Source organism: Polynucleobacter sp. Adler-ghost (genome assembly GCF_018688495.1).
Taxonomy (GTDB): domain Bacteria; phylum Pseudomonadota; class Gammaproteobacteria; order Burkholderiales; family Burkholderiaceae; genus Polynucleobacter.
The window spans coordinates 172,255-191,580 of the sequence record NZ_CP061320.1; the positions used below are offsets into that span (position 1 = coordinate 172,255).

The window sequence follows — 19,326 nt, forward strand, 5'->3', positions numbered from 1 at the left end:
AATGGCATAAGTAACAAAGCCATATAATTTGTGCAAATTCCAGGAGGAGAAATTAGGCGATGTTGATTTGGTTTGTCATCATCTATTGGGTGGTTTCTGTAGGTATTGGCCTATGGGCTGCGCTACGAGTCAAAAACACTGCTGACTTTGCTGCAGCGGGTCATAGCCTTCCTTTACCTATTGTTACCGCCACCGTATTTGCTACTTGGTTTGGCTCCGAGGCAGTTTTAGGTATTCCTGCAACCTTCTTAAAAGAGGGTTTGGGGGGAATCGTATCTGACCCCTTTGGCTCATCTTTATGCCTCATATTAGTGGGCCTGTTTTTTGCTCGTCACCTCTATAACCGTCGCATGCTCACTATTGGTGATTTCTTTGGAGAGAAATACGGTCGTACCGTTGAAGTACTGGTTACGCTTTGCATTGTAATTTCATATTTAGGGTGGGTTTCAGCTCAAATTAAAGCTCTCGGACTAGTTTTTAATGTAGTTTCCGACGGCAGTATTACGCAAACTGCTGGCATGTTAATTGGTGCTGGAAGTGTGCTGATTTATACATTGTTTGGTGGTATGTGGTCGGTAGCAATAACCGATTTCATTCAAATGATCATTATTGTGGTGGGCATGCTCTACATTGGTGGGGAGATGACAACCCAAGCGGGTGGGGTGGGTATAGTTTTTGATCATGCGCTTGCAGCGGGCCAATTTTCTAATTTTTGGCCTGATATGAACCTAGCCTCCATTCTGGGTTTTACTGCTGCTTTGTGCACCATGATGCTAGGTTCCATTCCGCAGCAAGATGTCTTTCAGCGGATTACCTCATCTAAGAACGTCAATATTGCCGTTCAGGCTGCCTTGTTAGGTGGGGTCTTGTATTTCGTATTTGCCTTTGTGCCGCTATACCTAGCTTATTCAGCAACCATTATTAGCCCTGATTTGGTAAAGCAGTACATAGATGCTGATCCACAAATGATTTTGCCTAAACTCATTCTGAATCATGCTCCACTGATTGCGCAGGTGATGTTTTTTGGCGCCTTGCTATCGGCAATTAAGAGTTGTGCCAGTGCGACTTTGTTGGCACCCTCTGTCACTTTCGCTGAAAATATCATGCGGGGTTTTTATAAGCACTTATCTGATCGAGACTTGCTGAAGATTATGCGAATCACCGTACTATGCTTCACAGTGGCGGTAACCTTTTTTGCAATTAATTCAGAGCTATCTATTTTTAAGATGGTTGAAAATGCCTACAAGATCACGCTAGTAGCGGCTTTTGTGCCCTTGGCATTTGGTGTGTATTGGTCAAGAGCAAATTCTTTGGGCGGATTGTTGGCTGTTTTAGGGGGTTTAGCGACTTGGATTAGCTGTGAAATCATGGCCCCGACAGCAATCCTGCCCCCTCAATTGGCTGGTCTTTTAGTCAGTATTGCCGGCATGCTATTGGGCGGATTGATAGCAAGGCCGGGGCCAATAGTAAGCTCAGGCGCATTGGATAAGTAGGACCTCAATATTTTATTGCACCCCTAAATGTTCTCCTCTAATATGAGATTAATTCAAAATTTCTTATCTTTATGGGGTTCCTATGAAAATCTGTGTGATCGGTGGAGGGGGTGCGATTGGCGGCTATCTTGCTGTCATGTTGGCGCGGGCCGGTAATGAAGTTACGGTAGTTGCGCGTGGCGCCACCTTGGCGGCAATCAAAGAGCGTGGGCTTGCATTAATTATGGATGACCAACCTGAGCCTTTAGTAGCGCAGGTAAAAGCAGTTGAAAAAATCCGGGATGTAGAAACACCTGACGTAGTGATCTTGGCGGTAAAAGCCCATCAGGTTGAGCCAGTCATTGAAGATCTTGCCGCAATCATGGGCCCGGAAACCATTTTAATTCCAATGCAAAACGGAATTCCTTGGTGGTACTTCCAGAAATTAGGCGGCGATTATCAGGATCATTCTGTTGAAACGGTTGATGCGGGCGGCCTTGCTAAAAATGCAATCAATCCCAATAATATTATTGGTTGCGTAGTGTATCCAGCAACCTTTACACAAGCTCCTGGCGTGATTCGTCACGTTGAAGGTAACCGTTTCCCATTGGGCGAGTTGGACGGTAAGCAAACTGAGCGTATTCAGAAGATATCTGAAATGATGACAACTGCTGGATTTAAGTCACCCATCTTAGAAGATATTCGCTCTGAGATTTGGTTGAAATTATGGGGCAATATGACTTTCAATCCGATTAGTTCTCTAACGCATGGAACATTGGAGGGCATTTGCCAATATCCGCTCACTAAAGAACTGGCTCGCAATATGATGGCTGAAGCACAAACCATTGCCGAGAAGTTGGGTGTCACTTTCCGCGTGGATATTGAACGTCGTATTGCTGGCGCAGAAAAAGTTGGCAAACACAAGACCTCGATGTTGCAGGATTTGGAAGCCGGCCGTAGCTTGGAAATTGATGCCTTATTAGGCTCTGTAATTGAGCTTGGCCAGATTACTAAAATACCAACACCATGCCTCAATACGGTCTTTGCTTTAACAAAGTACCTTGATGAAAATGTTCAAGCCTCTAAAGGTAGCTTGGCATTGCCATCTGTTTCTGGCTATTAAGAATCTGCTGCATAGGTAGATTCAATACCTAGAGTAATTGAGCATTAAAAACCCTCGCCGCTAAACACGGTGAGGGTTTTTGTTTTGAGGCTTTAGTTTTTAAATCAACAGCCTTGATGATTTACTCGAAGCGATTATCTAGGCGTCCAACACCCTCAATAATGATGCTGACATTGCTTCCGGGTTTCATCGAGCCAACACCAATAGAGGTACCACAGGCGATGATGTCGCCAGCCTGCAGTGGGACATCTTGAGAAATCAAGCTGACCAATTTTGCGGGTGCAAAAATCATGTCTGCAACGGGGTAGTTCTGGCGCTCTTGGTCATTCAAGATGGTTTTAATTGTTAACTTGCTTGGATCTATATCAGTAGTGATATATGGACCAAAGACACCAAAGGTATTGAAGCTCTTAGAGCGAGTCCACTGCGCGTAGCCGGGATCGCGATTCAAAATCTCGATTGCAGTGACATCATTAATGCAGGTGTAACCAAAAATAGCATTGGCTGCTTGGGCCTCATCTGCTTCATGACAGGCTTTGCCGATAACAATACCAAGTTCACCCTCATAAACTACTTTTCCAGAGTAGGACTTGGGAGTACGAATGAGTTGATTGGCTGCCAAGAAAGAATTATTGCCTTTCAGAAAATACAAAGGCTCTACTGGCACCGCATGCTCAAGCTTGGTAACTAGTGCATGAAAGTTGTCCACCATAGCAACCATCTTGGATGGGATACATGGGGTATCGATAGTGACATCAGATAGCTTTAATGTTTCGCCAGTAGCTTGCGGATGATTAAATAGATCACCGGTGTACACAGCGACCTGATCACCCTGTACTTGTCCTAAGCCAGTCTTGCCTTGATGTTGAAACCTGAGCCATTGAGCCATAATGAATCCTCCTGATGGTTAATATTTATAAGCAATATCTTACAGGGATGAATTGATGGTTAAGCATTCTGAATTACTATTTGCGCCTGAATTCGATCAGCCAGTTCGCTATATTGAGCGTACCCGTAATTACTATCTTGGCTTGGGGTATGAAACGCCGTATGTTTGGGCTCATTACACTAATGTGCCTTTTACTCCGTTGCAAAAACCTCTTAGTCAATCAACCCTCGGTTTAGTGACTACTGCCGTACCCTTTGATGCCAGTAAGGGCCCACAAGGACCTGGTGCGCCTTATAACGCTGCCGCTAAGTTTTATGACCCCTATGTATGCTCGATTGATGAGAATGTGGATCTACGTATTGCCCATGTGGGTGTTGATAGGCTCAATGCCAATATGCAGGACAGTAACTGTTGGTTTCCAATGAGTGCGGCGAAACGGGCTGTTGCAAAGAGGCGTATCCAATCTCTATCTCAGCATTTTTACGGCCTGCCAACCAATCGCAGCCAACGCCATACTCTGGAAATTGATGCGCCCTTGATTCTGAGCAAGATGCGCGCAGATCACGTGGATGTTGCTGTATTAATTCCAAATTGCCCGATTTGTCACCAAAGTCAAAGTTTATTAGCGCGTTATTTAGAGGAAGCTGGTATCCCCACGGTCATTATGGGCGCAGCGAAAGATATTGTGGAATATTGCGGTGTGCCACGCTTGCTCTTTAGCGACTTTCCGCTGGGTAATGCTGCAGCACTCCCTGATCATGAGCAATCGCAAGACTCTAATTTTGAATTGGCTCTGCGTTTGCTGGAAAGCGCTCCAAGCGCACGTACAACGGTGCAGTCACCTTTGGTCTGGGATTCTGACCCCTCTTGGAAATTAGACTATTCCAATCTAGAGCGTCTGAGTACTGAGGAAATTGAGCATTTGCGTGATGAAGCTGAAAAGGCACGTATTACAGCGCGTGATATCAGAATGAAAAGCGTTGGCGCTTAAGTCTGTCTAGATAGCGAGTATCTGCTCAGGGCATGTAGCGCTGTTGTCGCCGCATTTTGAGGAAATTCTTTAAGGCATTCAAGTGCGAGATCAACCTCTCGCTTAGCGGCAGCTTGGGTGTAATCCAATGCACCAGAATTTTGAACCGCACTCAGAATCTGTTGGAAGACATCATCCGGCAAATCTTGATTTTGTTCAATTGCCGCGCGAACCAGTAAGCGTTCTTCGGTGCTGCCATTTTCTAGAAGATAAATGAGTGGTAGGGTGGGCTTACCTTCTCTTAAATCATCACCAGCATTTTTTCCCATTTGGGAAGCATCGGCGGTGTAATCCAGCAGGTCATCCATTAATTGGAAGGCAGTACCAATATGGCGACCAAAAGCAGCAGATTGCTCTCTTTGCTTGGCGTCAGCGCCAGCCAAGATTGCTCCAAGCTCGGTGGATGCTTCAAATAACTTAGCGGTTTTATAGCGAATCACCCGTAAATAGCTCTCTTCATCCACCTCAGGATCGTTCATATTGAGTAGCTGCAAAACCTCCCCTTCAGCTATCGTATTGGTGGCATCGGAGAGGATTTCCATGACCCGGAGATCGTTGGGCCCCACCATCATCTGAAAGGCTCTCGAATACAGAAAATCGCCTACCAGCACGCTTGCTGCATTGCCAAAAGCAGCATTGGCGGTTTCTCGACCTCTTCTGAGGGTGGATTCATCGACAACATCATCATGCAGTAGGGTGGCTGTGTGGATAAATTCCACTACTGCTGCCAGCTCTAGTGCATGTGGACTTGTTTTGTTATTGGCTAAAGCCTTACTGACTAAGAGCAAAAGAGCGGGCCTAACCCGTTTTCCACCCGCTTGAATGATGTAAGTCGAGATTTGATCAATTAAGGCAACTTTTGAGGCCAATCGCAGGCGAATAACCTCATCTAAGGCCTTGAAATCTAAGGCAATTGGGGCCAAAATTTGGCTTAATTCGTTGGTTTTGACAGTGCTCGTCATGCAAGATATAATAATCGGCTTAGCTCATCCAGGGTGGATTAGCTTAAATGTAGATATTAATTGAGGTTTCACACCATGTACGCGGTCATAAAAACCGGTGGCAAACAGTATAAAGTTGCTGCAGGCGAAAAATTGAAAATAGAACAGATACCAGCGGAAATCGGCAGCGAAATCACTCTTGACCAAGTCTTAGCCGTAGGCGAAGGCGCTTCACTCAAATTGGGTGATCCATTGGTTAATGGTGCAGCTGTGATGGCCACTGTCGTCTCCCAGGGACGTCACGATAAAGTGACAATCTTTAAGATGCGCCGTCGCAAGCATTACCAAAAGCACCAAGGCCATCGTCAGAATTACACAGAAATTCTGATTAACACGATTAAAGCCTAATTTAGGCTAACGGCTCAATAGCAGGAGAAAAGATATGGCACAGAAAAAAGGCGGCGGCTCGACACGAAATGGCCGCGACTCAGAATCGAAACGTTTAGGCGTTAAAGTTTTTGGCGGCGAGCAAATCAATGCTGGCAGTATCATCATTCGTCAACGTGGTACACGAGTTCATCCGGGCATGAACGTTGGTATTGGTAAGGACCACACTTTGTTTGCCTTGGTTGACGGACAAGTGGAATTTGGCGTTAAGGGTGCTTTGAAGAAGGCCCAGGTTTCAGTTCTCCCGCGTTCATAAGACGCCTGACTGAGACACGTTTGATTCAGATTTATTCCGAATTTAACTCTTAGGAACAGGCCTCGCTAAGCGAGGCCTTTTTTATTCATGAAATTTATAGACGAAGCTCGTATTGAAGTCATAGCTGGCCAAGGTGGCGCCGGGAGTGCCTCCATGCGCCGGGAAAAGTTTATCGAATTCGGTGGTCCTGATGGTGGTGACGGTGGCAAAGGCGGAAGCGTTTGGGCTACTGCAGATCGCAACATCAACACCTTAATTGACTATCGCTACGCTAAAACGCACACCGCAAAAAATGGTGAGCCTGGTCGTGGCGCTGATTGCTATGGTCGCGCGGGCGACGACATTGAATTGCGTATGCCAGTTGGTACGATTATTTCTGATTATGAAACTGGTGAGCCAATTGCTGACTTAACTACCCACGGGGAGCGCCTTTGCTTAGCGCAAGGCGGTGTGGGTGGCTGGGGAAATATTCACTTTAAGAGTAGTACGAACCGTGCTCCTCGGCAGAAAACAAATGGTAAAGAAGGTGAGCGTCGTAAGCTCAAGCTGGAATTAAAGGTATTGGCTGATGTAGGTTTGTTAGGCATGCCTAATGCTGGTAAATCGACCCTGATTACTGCTGTATCCAATGCACGTCCAAAGATTGCGGACTATCCATTTACAACACTGCACCCGAATTTAGGGGTGGTGCGCGTAGGTGCTGAGCGTAGCTTTGTGATTGCAGATATTCCGGGATTGATTGAAGGTGCTGCTGAAGGTGCCGGTCTGGGGCATCGTTTCTTAAGGCACTTACAACGTACTGGTGTACTGTTGCATTTAGTAGATATTGCACCATTTGATGACAATATTGATCCAGTGGCAGATGCTGTTGCTATCGTGAATGAATTGCGTAAGTATGATGAAGCCCTGGTTGAAAAGCCACGTTGGTTGGTGCTTAACAAAGTCGATATGATTCCTGAAGAAGATCGTAAGAAGGTAGTTGCGGACTTTATTAAACGGTTTAAGTGGAAGGGTCCGGTATTTGAGATCTCTGCTTTGACAGGCCTCGGTTGCGATAAGCTGTGCTATGCATTGCAGGATTATTTAGACTCTATTCGTAAGGATAGGGATGATGAAGATGAGCGTGCTTCTGATCCGCGTTACCAAGAGCAAGTTCAGCCAGAAGATAAAAGCCCAGATTAAACAGTAGTCATTTGAGATCCGCATTTGTTATGAACACTCAGAAAGCTAAACGAATCGTAGTAAAAGTTGGCTCAAGCCTAGTTACCAACAATGGTGAGGGCTTAGATCATGCTGCAATCGGCATGTGGGCTGAGCAAATGGCTGCCTTATTAGCTGATGGCCATGAGGTATTGATGGTCAGTTCTGGCGCTATTGCGGAAGGTATGCAACGTCTTGGTTGGACTAAGCGTCCAACAGAAATTCATCAGTTGCAAGCTGCGGCTGCCGTTGGTCAGATGGGATTAGTTCAGGTTTATGAAAGTTGTTTTGCACGTTTTAATTTACGTAGCGCACAGGTCTTGTTAACTAATGCTGATTTGGCAGATGCTGAGCGTAACGCCAATGCCAAGGCAACTTTAGATACCTTGCTCAAGCTAGGTGTTGTTCCCATCATCAATGAAAACGATACTGTGGTTACTGATGAAATTAAATTTGGCGATAACGATAGCTTAGCTGCTTTGGTAACGAATCTTATTCATGCGGATTTATTAGTAATCCTGACGGATCAGGGTGGCTTATATACCGCTGACCCTCGTCAAGATGCTTCCGCGACTCTTTTAATTGATGCTATTGCAGGTGACCCTACTTTAGAAAAAATGGCTGGGGGTGCTGCAAGCGAGTTAAGTAAGGGTGGCATGCTGACGAAAGTATTGGCTGCGAAAGTCGCTGCTCTGACAGGTGCAGATACTGTCATTGCTTCTGGGCACGAACCTCAGGTTCTCACTCGTTTGATGCGTGGTGAAAAAATTGGTACTTGCTTGACTGCTACCTCAGCAACAAAAACTATTTAATTCCGGATTTAATTGAACACGCCATATGAATTAGTGGGTTTGGTCTGCCCTGTAAATCCATTAGGATTGAGGGCGTTAATAATAGTCTTGATATTTTTTTCTTGAGACGCAAAGTTACAAAAAGCGCCCTGAGCTAATGCTGCTTGATATCGATTTGGTACATTGCTCTGGATGGTGCGCCAAGTAGATAAAGGATTTTCTTTCCATACTCCGCTTTCAAATGTGCCATAAAGGCGCCATTGGAACGAGTCACAGCGAATGCCTTCATATTGAACTTGGCTATTGCCATTAGGGCTGGTCAGAGTCACGATGTATCTGGTGATGCCATCGTTACCAATCAAAATAGAGTTGGTATCGACCGCAAACTTAAAAACGGTTTGTTGTGATACATAAAAAGGCTGAATAGTTGCTTGATTAGGCGGGTTTAGTGGCATCGCTGTTGCACCCTCTTTAAAAACCATCGGAGCAAATGGATCAACACCACTTTCTAATGGATCTCCCGCACATCCTGCTATAGCTAAGCTGATAGCTAAGCCAGGGATTGAAAGTCGAAGATTGCAAATGGAGAGTTTCATCATGGCTTATCGGTAGGTTTTATTTCTGTAGGCTCGTCTTCCTCGCCCCCGTAAAGGGATTGAAACAAATCGAGCGGGGATCCCCAGGCAAGTTGTTGCATACGCATGCCACGGGATAAGTAGCGCGCAAGCTCAGAAAGGGCTAATTGATAGACTTCGCGTTTGAAATCAATGACTGAGTCGAGCTGGATCCAAAAAGGAACCCAGCGCCAAGCATCGAATTCAGGGTGCTCCGAAGCGCGTAAGTGAATATCGCTGTCTAAGCCCACTAAACGCAGTAAAAACCAGATTTGCTTTTGGCCGCGATAGCTTGCACGATGATTTTTTGAGGTTTGCTGGCGGCGTAAGAACTCCTCCGGGACGTCATAACGAAGCCAGTCCCTGGTTCGTCCAATAATTTGGACATGTTCTGGCAGCAAGCCAACTTCCTCATGCAATTCGCGGTACATGGCCTGCTCCGGGCTTTCTCCATGTTGAATGCCACCCTGCGGGAACTGCCACGAATGCTGCCCAACGCGTTTTCCCCAGAAAACCTCGTTATGGCTGTTGAGGATGACTATGCCGACATTGGGTCGATACCCTTCACGGTCAAGCATGAGATCGCGCCTCAAATCCTTTAAAATCAATGATTTGATTATATCCATACATGAAAGCTTCACAATCATTTCTCGCCACGCTAAAAGAAGCCCCTTCAGACGCTGAGGTGGTATCGCACAAACTCATGGTGCGCGCCGGTTTAATTCGTAAGCTCAGTGCAGGCATTTATAACTATTTGCCCTTGGGTTTGAAGTCCATACGCAAGGTTGAAAATATTATTCGCGAAGAAATGAATCGCGCTGGTGCCATTGAGTTACTCATGCCAATGATTCAACCTGCAGAGTTATGGCAAGAGACCGGTCGCTGGGAAAAGATGGGGCCAGAATTGCTCCGCATCAAAGATCGCCATGATCGCGATTTTTTAATTCAGCCAACCTCTGAAGAGGTGGTAACAGATTTAGCGCGCAACGAAATTAAGAGTTACAAACAGCTCCCAGTGAATTTTTATCAAATTCAGACCAAGTTCCGAGATGAGCGCCGCCCACGTTTTGGAATTATGCGTGGACGCGAGTTCAGTATGAAAGATGCTTATTCCTTTGATCGTGATGCTGAGGGCTTGAAGAAATCCTATCAAATCATGTTTGATGCATACACTCGTATTTTCAAACGCATGGGTTTGAAGTTCCGTGCAGTCACGGCGGATAACGGCGCTATTGGTGGTTCTGGTAGTCAAGAGTTCCATGTGATTGCCGATACCGGTGAAGACGCCATTGTGTATTGTCCGAATTCGGACTACGCCGCTAATCTTGAGGCTGCTGAGTCGGTCTCATTGATTGATACGCGTGTTGCTGCAGCTCATGCTCTGACTAAAGTTGCGACACCAAATCAAACAAACTGTGCAGAGGTAGCCCAATTTTTAAAGTTGCCACTTGAGCAAACTGTGAAGTCCTTACTGTTTGCTGCCGATCAAGAAGAAGGTCCAGCAAAATTATTTATGGTGCTAGTGCGCGGTGACCATGAGCTTAATGAAATCAAGGCGAGCAAGATTCCTGGTATGGCTGAATCACGTTTTGCTAGTGAAGCTGAGATCAAGCAAGCCTGTAATGCGCCAGCAGGATATTTGGGTCCGGTTGGAGTTGCTGCTGATGTAACCGTAGTCGCAGATCGTACCGTAGCTAATATGTCTGATTTTGTTTGCGGTGCTAATGATGTGGGGCATCATTTGACCGGTGTGAACTGGGGCCGTGATTTACCAGAGCCTTTGGTGATGGATTTGCGTAATGCTGTAGCGGGAGATCCTTCCCCTGATGGTAAGGGGGTTGTCGATATTTGCCGCGGCATTGAAGTGGGCCATGTATTCCAATTGGGTACGCGTTACTCTGAAGCGATGGGTTGCACCTACTTAGATCAGCAAGGCAAAGCGCAGCCAATGGTGATGGGTTGTTATGGCATTGGTGTAACTCGCTTATTAGGCGCTGCAATTGAGCAGGGCAATGATGAGCGTGGAATCATTTGGCCGATTTCGATGGCACCATTTGAAGTGGTGATTTGTCCAATGGGTTACGATAAATCAGAGGCTGTGAAAGCTGCTGCCGATCAATTACATGATGAATTAATTGCTGCCGGGGTAGATGTAGTACTCGATGATCGCGGCGAGAGGCCCGGTGCGATGTTTGCTGATTGGGAGTTAATCGGCATTCCGTTCCGAGTTGTGATTGGTGATCGCGGCCTTGCAGATGCTCAAGTGGAATTGAAGGGTCGCACTAATGCTGAATCAGCAAATATCCCACTAGCAGAAATTAAAGCAAAAGTGATTGCTGAAGTTGATGCAGCCAGAAAACTCGTTTCTTAAATTAAAAATTTTTTGACTATTACTTCTTAAAGAGTCCGCCAATGCCCTTGGCGGCTCCTTTGGCTGCCATGGAGGCCATGGTGCGGGCCATCTTGCCACCCTTAAACTGCTTCATCATGGTTTGCATTTGCTCAAACTGCGCTAATAGGCGGTTGACTTCTTGAACCTCAACGCCTGCACCAGCTGCAATACGACGCTTGCGAGTCGCTTTTAGCAATTCAGGTTTTGTGCGCTCTTGAGGTGTCATGCTATCGATAATGCCGCGCATACGCTTGGTCTGTTTGTCAGCAGCGCTCATATTCGTTTTGGAAGCCGCTTGTGCCATATGACTTGGTAGCTTATCCATCAAGCTAGCCATGCCACCCATCTGTTGCATCTGTGCAAGTTGATCTCTGAAGTCACCTAGATCAAATCCACCTTTAGAAATCTTACTCGCCAGCTTTTCTGCTTTGGCAACATCCACGTTCTGTTGGGCTTGCTCAACTAGGGCAAGAATATCGCCCATGCCCAAAATACGGCTTGCCATTCTCTCAGCATCAAATGCTTCGAGACCGTCCATTTTTTCGGCAACACCAATGAACTTGAGTGGCACGCCGGTAACCTGACGCACTGAAAGTGCTGCACCACCTCGTGAATCACCATCTAGCTTGGTGAGGATCACACCCGTAAGTGGGAGTGCCTCATGGAAAGCTTTAGCTGTATTGACGGCATCTTGACCCAGCATGGCATCAACCACAAACAGGGTTTCAATCGGCTTGAGATTGGTATGCAAGGCTTTGATTTCTTGCATAAGCGCTTCATCAATACCGAGACGACCAGCTGTATCTACTAGCAGCACATCAAAATAATGGCGGCGCGCCCAATCTAGAGCAGCAGCAGCGATTTCACTCGGCTTTTGATTGATATTGCTTGGGAAAAATTCAGCGCCAACTTGTTTGCTGACAGTTTCTAGTTGCTCGATAGCTGCAGGACGATAGACGTCACAAGAGACGGTGAGTACTTTCTTTTTCTTTTTTTCTTGCAGAAATTTGGCTAATTTACCAACTGATGTGGTTTTTCCTGCGCCCTGCAAGCCAGCCATGAGGATGACTGCTGGTGGTTGGGTTGCTAGATTCAGCTCACCGTTTTGGGTAGCGTCACCTCGCATGACCTGAGCCAGTTCGCGCTGAACAACGCCAACCAGCGCTTGTCCTGGACTGAGGCTTCCAACCACTTCCTCGCCAAGGGCTTTAAATCTAATTTGCTCGAGTAAGGATTTAACGACTGGAAGGGCAACGTCCGCCTCCAGCAAGGCCAGGCGGATCTCCCGGAGCATTTCTGCAGTGTTCTCTTCGGTCAGGCGAGCTTGGCCCCGCATTGTTTTAACAACACGAGATAGGCGATCGGTGAGATTCTCTAGCATTTATCGATTAGACTTTCTAGATGGATATTTTAGGTTACTCAAGCTTGAATTGGCTCCCTTCGGCGCTTTATTTGCTTCTTTTGGTCTTTTTGGGTTCACGGCCCAAGGGAAAGATTGAATCCCCGGCTTTTACAGGCCTAGTTCAGGCATTGATTCTATTGATTTTGCTGGTGCATGGAATTGAGCTACACGACTCGGTTTTTACACCCCAAGGATTTGTATTTGGTTTTGCTCAGGATCTTTCTCTGATTGCTTGGGTGGGTCTCGCGTTTTACTGGTTTCAGTCATGGTTCCTGCCGATTTCCAGTTTACGTTGGCTTGTCTTATGTTTTGCTCTGTTTTGCTCTGTATTGCCAGTGATGTTTTCCGGTACCTTGATTTCGCCAAAGGCGGTATCCGATCCTTGGTTTAAGGGGCATTTTATTGTTGCCACTATTTCAGTTGGATTATTGAGTTTGGCAGCATTGCATGCCATGTTGATGAGTATTCAAGATCGAGCATTACACCGTCAGTTAGCCGTCACCCCTAATAGCCGCATCTCCCATTGGTTGGAAGATTTGCCACCACTGATGGCAATGGAAAGCCTTCTCTTTAACTTGCTCTACGTGGGTGTTGCACTCCTGAGCTTGACAGTCTTTTCTGGACTCCTCTTTTCGCAAACATTATTTGGTAAACCACTTGTTTTTGATCACAAGACCATCTTTGCTTTGATTTCCTGGTTCTTATTTTCTGGTCTTCTAATAGCCCGTTGGCGTGTTGGTTTACGTGGGCGCGTAGCTGTTCGTTGGGTCTTGAGTGCTTATACCGCCTTGCTTCTGGCCTATGTTGGCAGTCGATTTGTTTTGGAAGTGATTCTTCAGAGAGCATGACGTTTTGATTAAGTGGCTTCTATTATTTGCTGGCGTAGGCGTTTTGTACCTTTGGATAAAAGGCAAAAAACAAGTAAAGCTCAATACGGATGAGGCCGCCAAGATAAAGGCAGAGCAAAGCAAAGTTGTTGAGCCGGAGGTGATTGTCCAGTGCCACCATTGCTCTCTTCACCTTCCAAAATCTGAAGCAGTCATGCAAGAGTCGCGCTTCTATTGCTCTCAAGAGCATCTTGATAGCTTGGATGCCCAAGGTTGGCTTGGTTCAGCTACTTGGCGTATCTCACCCAACCAAGATATGCGACCAGAGGGTCTTGTTCCGGATTTGCTAGTGATTCATCACATTAGCCTTCCCCCTAGTGGATTTGTCGATCACAACTCCACCCGCTTTATTGTGGATTTTTTTCAAAACAAACTGGATTCTTCTTTGCATCCCTATTTTGAAGAAATTGCTGATCAAAAAGTATCTAGCCATTTTTTGATTTCTCGTCGTGGCGAGGTCTTTCAGTTTGTATCCACTCAAAGCAAAGCCTGGCATGCCGGCGCATCATCGTTTTTGGGGCGAGAAAAGTGCAATGATTTTTCGATTGGTATTGAGCTAGAGGGGGATGGCGACCATCCCTTTGAGGATATTCAGTATTCCGCTTTGGCTAAATTAAGCGCCCAAATACACTCTGTTTACCCTAATCTTCAAATTGCTGGACATAGTGATATTGCCCCGGGCAGAAAAGTCGATCCAGGAGTGCAATTTGATTGGAAAAAGTTTCAGGGTAAAAGCAACACTCCTGTCGAAAAATTCCCCTTTGGTTTAGGCCCGCGTTAGGGCTCTAAGTTAGTATGTGAGCACACGCTCACTTTCTTGCCCTTTAGCTAAAAAGGGCTGCAAAAACTGCACCAAAATGAACCCTAATTTATTGAAAATATAGGGAAAAATACTTATAAATATTCGTCAGAAATGACTTACTAATTTCTGAATATTTCCCTATACTTAGTGTCAAATGCACTTCGAAACACTAGATGTAGTGTTTGAATACAGCAATACCCTATTGTTTTTTAACGATTTTTGTCCAAATAACTATATATAAGCAGGAACAATATGACATACGCCAACCCCCAAGCAGTGGGACAAACTACCGGCACAAATAATCCAGGGATAAGCTCCTCCGAATCGATGAATCAAGCCCCATCAGCCGGCTTTGTAGCTGGCGGAATAGGTGGTGGCCAAGCTACTCAATTATCAGATTACAAGATTATTCGCCGAAATGGCTCAGTGGTGGCATTCGAGCCATCCAAAATCGCCATTGCAGTTACAAAAGCTTTTTTAGCGGTTAACGGTGGTCAGGGCGCGGCTTCTGCGCGTGTACGTGAGCAGGTTGAGCAACTAACCCATGCAGTAGTTCGTGCCTTATTGCGCAGCCGTCCAAATGGTGGCACTTTCCACATTGAGGATATTCAAGATCAAGTGGAATTGGCGTTGATGCGCAGTGGTGAGCATAACGTTGCACGCGCATATGTTCTTTATCGTGAAAAGCGCAATCAAGAGCGCGCTGCACAACAAACTACTGCACAAGAAACTCAAGCATCAACTCAGACTAGTGAGCCTGGTTTGAAGGTAACTGATAATGGTGTTGAGAAGTTATTAGATATGGCGGCCTTGCGCACCATTATCGAGGCTGCCTGTGAAGGCCTTGGCAACCACATTGACGCAAGCCCAATCATTACTGAAACCATCAAGAATTTGTACGATGGCGTACCGATGGCTCAAGTGTATGACTCCGCAATTTTGGCATCACGCACATTGATTGAAAAAGATCCTGCATACAGTCAAGTGACTGCACGCATTTTGATGCACGTGATTCGTAAGGAGATCCTTGGGCGCGAAGTGTTGCAAGGCGATATGCAAGCTGAGTATGGTAGCTACTTTGCCAAGTACATCAATGAAGGCATCTCTGCTGAGCTCTTAGACCCACGTATGCGTGAGTTTGATTTACCAAGATTGGCTGCCGCTTTGAATGCAAGCCGTGACTTACAGTTCAACTACCTCGGTTTGCAAACCTTGTATGACCGTTATTTCTTGCACATTGAAGACCGCCGTATTGAAATGCCGCAGGCATTCTTCATGCGCGTTGCCATGGGCTTGTCTTTGAATGAGTTAGATCGTGAGCGTCGTGCAATCGAGTTCTATGAAATCCTTTCTACATTTGATTTCATGTCCAGCACACCAACCCTATTTAACTCAGCGACGACACGCCCGCAGTTATCCAGCTGCTACCTAACAACTGTAGATGATGATCTTGACGGGATCTATGAGGCTTTGAAAGAGAATGCACTCTTGTCGAAGTTTGCTGGCGGTTTAGGTAATGACTGGACAAACGTACGCGCCTTAGGAAGTCATATCAAGGGCACTAACGGTAAGTCACAAGGTGTTGTGCCATTCTTAAAAGTGGTAAACGATACAGCGGTGGCAGTAAACCAAGGCGGTAAGCGGAAGGGCGCAGTTTGTGCCTATTTAGAGACGTGGCACTTAGATATTGAAGAGTTCCTTGAGTTACGTAAGAACACCGGCGATGATCGTCGCCGTACGCATGATATGAATACTTCAAATTGGATTCCTGACTTGTTCATGAAGCGCGTGATGGAAGGTGGAGAGTGGACACTATTCTCACCTTCAAATACACCTGACTTGCATGACAAATTCGGCAAGGCCTTTGAAGAGGCTTATGTTGCTTACGAGAAAAAAGCAGACGCTGGTGAATTGAAGCCATTCCGTCGCATTCCTGCGCAGCAATTGTGGCGCAAGATGTTAGGCATGTTGTTTGAAACTGGCCACCCATGGATCACATTTAAAGATCCTTGCAACATTCGTAGCCCGCAACAGCATATCGGCGTAGTTCACTCTTCTAACTTGTGTACTGAGATCACTTTGAACACAAATGAGAGCGAGATTGCAGTTTGTAACCTAGGTTCTGTGAACTTGACAGCCCACATGACAACCGATGCATCTGGCAAGATGATTTTGGATCATGAGAAACTCCAAAAAACAATCCGTACTGCAATGCGGATGTTGGATAACGTGATTGACATCAACTATTACGCTGTTGCTAAAGCGCGTAACTCCAACTTGAAGCATCGTCCAGTCGGTATGGGCATCATGGGCTTCCAGGATTGCCTGCACATGCAACGCATTCCTTATGCTAGTGATGAGGCAGTGAAGTTTGCCGATTCTTCAATGGAAGCAGTTTGCTACTACGCCTATCAAGCATCTAACGAGTTAGCCGAAGAGCGTGGCGTTTACAGCACCTATAAAGGTTCATTATGGGATCGTGGCATTCTTCCACAAGACTCGGTGGCATTGTTGGCGGCAGAGCGTGGTGGGTACCTTGAAGTAGATAGCTCTTCCACTATGAATTGGGATGGCTTGCGTGCCCGCATTAAGCAGCATGGTATGCGTAACTCAAACTGTGTTGCGATTGCACCGACTGCAACCATTTCCAATATCATTGGCGTATCAGCTTGTATTGAGCCGACATTCCAGAACTTGTTTGTGAAATCCAACCTCTCAGGTGAGTTCACAGTAGTAAACGAGTATTTGGTCCGTGATCTGAAAGATCGTGGTCTCTGGGATGAAGTGATGATTGCGGATTTGAAGTATTTTGACGGTACCTTGTCCAAGATTGATCGTGTGCCACAAGATTTGCGTGACTTATATGCCACCGCATTTGAAGTGGAGCCAAGTTGGTTGGTTGAAGCCGCTTCACGTCGTCAGAAGTGGATTGACCAGGCGCAGTCACTCAATATTTACATGGGTGGGGCATCTGGCAAGAAATTGGATGACACGTATAAATTGGCATGGCTGCGCGGTTTGAAGACCACCTATTACCTCCGCACAATGGCCGCAACGCACGTGGAGAAGTCTACGGTTGCAAGTGGCCAGTTAAATGCGGTATCTAGTGGCGGTGGTGTGAATGGTACTGATGCATCAGCAGCCCAAGAGTTAGATGGCCCTGCTTGCACAATGCGCCCAGGCGATGCTGGATTTGAGGAATGTGAAGCATGTCAGTAAGCTATTTGCTAACTGATTTAGAAAAATAAGAATTTGGAGAAAGTTATGTTGAATTGGGAAGAAGAAGTAGCTCCTGCGATAGCCAAGGTTGGCTTGGTGCCACAACCTGTGTTTGCAGAGCCACAACGTCCACAAGCAGACCAGGTTGCCATTGCCGCCCCTCAGAATGTGGAGTCTGCACCTGTGCAAGCCGCTGCATTGACTGGTGGTGCTGCTTTGCGTGTCAATGCTGCTGATAAGCGCGTGATTAATGCCAAGACTGACGTGAATCAACTGGTTCCATTTAAATATAAGTGGGCTTGGGAGAAATATCTGGCTGGTTGCGCAAACCATTGGATGCCACAAGAGATCAATATGAACCGCGATATCGCGCTTTGGAAGGATCCTAATGGCTTAACTGAGGATGAGCGTCGCATCATTAAGCGTAATCTTGGTTTCTTCACAACCGCGGACTCTTTAGCGGCAAACAATATTGTTCTGGGTACTTATCGCCACATTACTGCCCCAGAATGCCGTCAATATCTATTACGTCAGGCTTTTGAGGAAGCAATTCATACTCACGCCTATCAATATATTGTGGAATCTTTGGGTTTAGACCAGAGCGAAATCTTTAATGCGTATAACGAAATCGAGTCAATTCGTGCCAAAGATCAGTTCTTAATTCCGTTTATTGATGTATTGACTGACCCTAATTTCAAAACCGGGACATTAGAAACTGATCAAATGTTGCTCAAATCATTGATCGTTTTTGCCTGCGTAATGGAAGGATTATTCTTTTATGTTGGTTTTACGCAAATACTTGCAATGGGTCGTCAAAACAAAATGACGGGTGCTGCTGAGCAGTATCAATACATCCTTCGTGACGAGTCTATGCACTGTAATTTTGGTATTGATTTAATTAATCAAATCAAGCTGGAGAACCCGCAGTTATGGACTTCTGCGTTCAAAGACGAGATCAAATCTATCTTCGAAAAAGCAGTGGAATTAGAGTACCGTTATGCAGAGGATACGATGCCTCGCGGAGTGCTTGGATTGAACGCGCCGATGTTCAAAGGTTACCTAAGATACATCTGTAATCGCAGATGTTTGCAAATAGGACTTGACGCGATGTTCCCAAATGAAGAGAATCCATTCCCATGGATGTCAGAAATGATTGATCTGAAAAAAGAGAGAAACTTTTTTGAGACACGCGTTATTGAGTATCAAACTGGCGGTGCGCTAAGTTGGGAATAAGTAGTTAATTAAAAAGCGCATAGCCGGCTAAATAGGAGATTAGACGGTTGGATAGTTTTAAAAGTCAGCAAAACCAGACTCAAATCCGAAAACCCTTGTCCAAGGGTGTCTGGTCTACTCTCTCTATTTTTTCCAGCAAATTCAAGAAGCCGTTGCCCTTTGGGGTCGCGGCTTTTTTTCCAAGATTCATTAGCGTGCAGCACTTAGTATCAAGCCGCGCGCCGATGAATGGCTCGCTCGTCGGCTCCAATCGGTTGCAAAACCAGGCGGAAATGAATGGTCGGGTCTTCTTAATCGGTAGTTTGTACTAATCCTCACGTGAAGGAGCATTACTATGGCAATCGCCAAGAAAAAAGTTGCTGCAAAGAAACCAGCTGCAAAGAAAAAAGTAGCTGCTAAGAAGCCTGCTGCTAAAAAAGCTGCTGCTAAGAAGCCTGCTGCTAAGAAGAAGCCTGCCGCTAAAAAGCGCCCTGCTGCTAAAAAAGCTGCTGCTAAGAAGCCTGCTGCTAAGAAGAAGCCTGCCGCTAAAAAGCGTCCTGCTGCTAAAAAAGCTGCTGCTAAGAAGCCTGCCGCTAAAAAGCGTCCTGCTGCTAAGAAGCGCGTAGCTGCAAAAAAAAAGTAAGTAAGC

17 protein-coding genes and 1 pseudogene are annotated in these 19,326 nt (G+C 46.0%); 13 read left to right on the top strand and 5 right to left on the bottom strand.

Features of this window, described 5'->3' with window-relative positions; translation table 11 throughout:
* The first annotated feature begins 59 nt into the window (after positions 1–59).
* Both ICV89_RS00970 and ICV89_RS00975 read left to right on the top strand, forming a co-directional pair.
* Positions 60–1,493, top strand: coding sequence for a sodium:solute symporter family protein (locus tag ICV89_RS00970; RefSeq protein ID WP_215308876.1), 1,434 nt, complete (start codon positions 60–62; stop codon positions 1,491–1,493).
* A gap of 82 nt (positions 1,494–1,575) precedes the next feature.
* Positions 1,576–2,595, top strand: coding sequence for a 2-dehydropantoate 2-reductase (locus ICV89_RS00975; protein WP_215308878.1), 1,020 nt, complete (start codon positions 1,576–1,578; stop codon positions 2,593–2,595).
* Between the two features lie 121 nt (positions 2,596–2,716).
* Here the strand turns inward: ICV89_RS00975 and ICV89_RS00980 are convergent, their stop codons facing one another.
* On the bottom strand, positions 2,717–3,484 hold the full coding sequence (locus ICV89_RS00980; protein ID WP_215308880.1) for a fumarylacetoacetate hydrolase family protein: 768 nt from the start codon (positions 3,482–3,484) through the stop codon (positions 2,717–2,719).
* Positions 3,485–3,539: 55 nt separating this feature from the next.
* Between ICV89_RS00980 and ICV89_RS00985 the strand changes: the two genes are divergently transcribed.
* Positions 3,540–4,475 (top strand): reductase, encoded by a 936-nt coding sequence (locus ICV89_RS00985; RefSeq protein ID WP_215308882.1) that lies wholly within the window; start codon positions 3,540–3,542, stop codon positions 4,473–4,475.
* Here the strand turns inward: ICV89_RS00985 and ICV89_RS00990 are convergent.
* Positions 4,472–5,476, bottom strand: a complete 1,005-nt coding sequence (locus ICV89_RS00990) for a polyprenyl synthetase family protein (RefSeq protein WP_215308883.1) — start codon at positions 5,474–5,476, stop codon at positions 4,472–4,474. The two genes, ICV89_RS00985 and ICV89_RS00990, sit on opposite strands and share 4 nt — an antisense overlap.
* A 75-nt stretch (positions 5,477–5,551) precedes the next feature.
* Here ICV89_RS00990 and rplU point away from each other — a divergent pair, with 75 nt between their 5' ends.
* From rplU to proB, 4 genes and pseudogenes are all read left to right on the top strand, one after another.
* On the top strand, positions 5,552–5,863 hold the full coding sequence (rplU, locus tag ICV89_RS00995) for a 50S ribosomal protein L21 (RefSeq protein ID WP_041484800.1): 312 nt from the start codon (positions 5,552–5,554) through the stop codon (positions 5,861–5,863).
* Positions 5,864–5,897: 34 nt separating this feature from the next.
* Positions 5,898–6,158, top strand: a complete 261-nt coding sequence (gene rpmA / locus ICV89_RS01000) for a 50S ribosomal protein L27 (protein WP_015420374.1) — start codon at positions 5,898–5,900, stop codon at positions 6,156–6,158.
* Between the two features lie 87 nt (positions 6,159–6,245).
* On the top strand, positions 6,246–7,340 hold the full coding sequence (gene obgE / locus ICV89_RS01005; RefSeq protein ID WP_215308885.1) for a GTPase ObgE: 1,095 nt from the start codon (positions 6,246–6,248) through the stop codon (positions 7,338–7,340).
* 29 nt (positions 7,341–7,369) lie between these two features.
* Positions 7,370–8,155, top strand: a pseudogene (gene proB, locus ICV89_RS01010) (glutamate 5-kinase); the annotation flags it as partial.
* A 23-nt stretch (positions 8,156–8,178) separates the two neighbouring features.
* Here the strand turns inward: proB and ICV89_RS01015 are convergent.
* Both ICV89_RS01015 and ICV89_RS01020 read right to left on the bottom strand, forming a co-directional pair.
* The gene (locus ICV89_RS01015; protein WP_251370867.1) at positions 8,179–8,748 is read right to left on the bottom strand and encodes a CNP1-like family protein; all 570 of its coding nucleotides are present in this window, start codon (positions 8,746–8,748) and stop codon (positions 8,179–8,181) included.
* Positions 8,745–9,341 carry an RNA pyrophosphohydrolase gene (locus tag ICV89_RS01020; protein WP_215308889.1) on the bottom strand — a complete coding sequence of 199 codons (597 nt, stop codon included), beginning with the start codon at positions 9,339–9,341 and terminating at the stop codon, positions 8,745–8,747. The genes ICV89_RS01015 and ICV89_RS01020 overlap by 4 nt, the downstream gene beginning before the upstream one ends.
* Before the next feature lie 50 nt (positions 9,342–9,391).
* Between ICV89_RS01020 and ICV89_RS01025 the strand changes: the two genes are divergently transcribed.
* Positions 9,392–11,134, top strand: a complete 1,743-nt coding sequence (locus ICV89_RS01025) for a proline--tRNA ligase (RefSeq protein ID WP_215308891.1) — start codon at positions 9,392–9,394, stop codon at positions 11,132–11,134.
* A gap of 19 nt (positions 11,135–11,153) precedes the next feature.
* Here the strand turns inward: ICV89_RS01025 and ffh are convergent, their stop codons facing one another.
* Positions 11,154–12,536, bottom strand: coding sequence for a signal recognition particle protein (gene ffh / locus ICV89_RS01030; protein ID WP_215308893.1), 1,383 nt, complete (start codon positions 12,534–12,536; stop codon positions 11,154–11,156).
* Positions 12,537–12,556: 20 nt separating this feature from the next.
* On the opposite strand from ffh, the gene ICV89_RS01035 reads away from it, so the two are divergent.
* The 5 genes from ICV89_RS01035 to ICV89_RS01055 all read left to right on the top strand — a co-directional run bounded on the left by ICV89_RS01035 (position 12,557) and on the right by ICV89_RS01055 (position 19,320).
* Positions 12,557–13,405, top strand: coding sequence for an inner membrane protein YpjD (locus ICV89_RS01035; protein WP_215308904.1), 849 nt, complete (start codon positions 12,557–12,559; stop codon positions 13,403–13,405).
* Positions 13,406–13,409: 4 nt separating this feature from the next.
* Positions 13,410–14,225, top strand: coding sequence for a 1,6-anhydro-N-acetylmuramyl-L-alanine amidase AmpD (ampD, locus tag ICV89_RS01040; RefSeq protein ID WP_256441775.1), 816 nt, complete (start codon positions 13,410–13,412; stop codon positions 14,223–14,225).
* A 273-nt stretch (positions 14,226–14,498) separates the two neighbouring features.
* A complete protein-coding gene (locus ICV89_RS01045; protein ID WP_215308906.1) occupies positions 14,499–17,465 on the top strand; it encodes a ribonucleoside-diphosphate reductase subunit alpha in 2,967 nt (988 codons plus the stop codon).
* A 45-nt stretch (positions 17,466–17,510) separates the two neighbouring features.
* Positions 17,511–18,698 (top strand): ribonucleotide-diphosphate reductase subunit beta, encoded by a 1,188-nt coding sequence (locus tag ICV89_RS01050; protein ID WP_215308917.1) that lies wholly within the window; start codon positions 17,511–17,513, stop codon positions 18,696–18,698.
* Between the two features lie 334 nt (positions 18,699–19,032).
* Entirely contained in the window at positions 19,033–19,320 is a 288-nt protein-coding gene (locus tag ICV89_RS01055; protein ID WP_370624461.1) for a hypothetical protein, read from the top strand.
* The last annotated feature ends 6 nt before the right edge of the window (positions 19,321–19,326 follow it).

Coding starts and splice junctions, on each gene's coding strand:
- ICV89_RS00980 (WP_215308880.1), bottom strand. CDS start 3,484: ATGGCTCAATGGCTCAGGTTTCAACATCAAGGCAAGACTGGCTTAGGA.
- ICV89_RS01025 (WP_215308891.1), top strand. CDS start 9,392: ATGAAAGCTTCACAATCATTTCTCGCCACGCTAAAAGAAGCCCCTTCA.
- rplU (WP_041484800.1), top strand. CDS start 5,552: ATGTACGCGGTCATAAAAACCGGTGGCAAACAGTATAAAGTTGCTGCA.
- ICV89_RS01045 (WP_215308906.1), top strand. CDS start 14,499: ATGACATACGCCAACCCCCAAGCAGTGGGACAAACTACCGGCACAAAT.
- ICV89_RS00975 (WP_215308878.1), top strand. CDS start 1,576: ATGAAAATCTGTGTGATCGGTGGAGGGGGTGCGATTGGCGGCTATCTT.
- rpmA (WP_015420374.1), top strand. CDS start 5,898: ATGGCACAGAAAAAAGGCGGCGGCTCGACACGAAATGGCCGCGACTCA.
- ICV89_RS00985 (WP_215308882.1), top strand. CDS start 3,540: ATGGTTAAGCATTCTGAATTACTATTTGCGCCTGAATTCGATCAGCCA.
- ICV89_RS01055 (WP_370624461.1), top strand. CDS start 19,033: ATGGCAATCGCCAAGAAAAAAGTTGCTGCAAAGAAACCAGCTGCAAAG.
- obgE (WP_215308885.1), top strand. CDS start 6,246: ATGAAATTTATAGACGAAGCTCGTATTGAAGTCATAGCTGGCCAAGGT.
- ffh (WP_215308893.1), bottom strand. CDS start 12,536: ATGCTAGAGAATCTCACCGATCGCCTATCTCGTGTTGTTAAAACAATG.
- ICV89_RS01035 (WP_215308904.1), top strand. CDS start 12,557: ATGGATATTTTAGGTTACTCAAGCTTGAATTGGCTCCCTTCGGCGCTT.
- ICV89_RS01020 (WP_215308889.1), bottom strand. CDS start 9,341: ATGCTTGACCGTGAAGGGTATCGACCCAATGTCGGCATAGTCATCCTC.
- ICV89_RS00970 (WP_215308876.1), top strand. CDS start 60: ATGTTGATTTGGTTTGTCATCATCTATTGGGTGGTTTCTGTAGGTATT.
- ICV89_RS00990 (WP_215308883.1), bottom strand. CDS start 5,476: ATGACGAGCACTGTCAAAACCAACGAATTAAGCCAAATTTTGGCCCCA.
- ICV89_RS01015 (WP_251370867.1), bottom strand. CDS start 8,748: ATGATGAAACTCTCCATTTGCAATCTTCGACTTTCAATCCCTGGCTTA.
- ICV89_RS01050 (WP_215308917.1), top strand. CDS start 17,511: ATGTTGAATTGGGAAGAAGAAGTAGCTCCTGCGATAGCCAAGGTTGGC.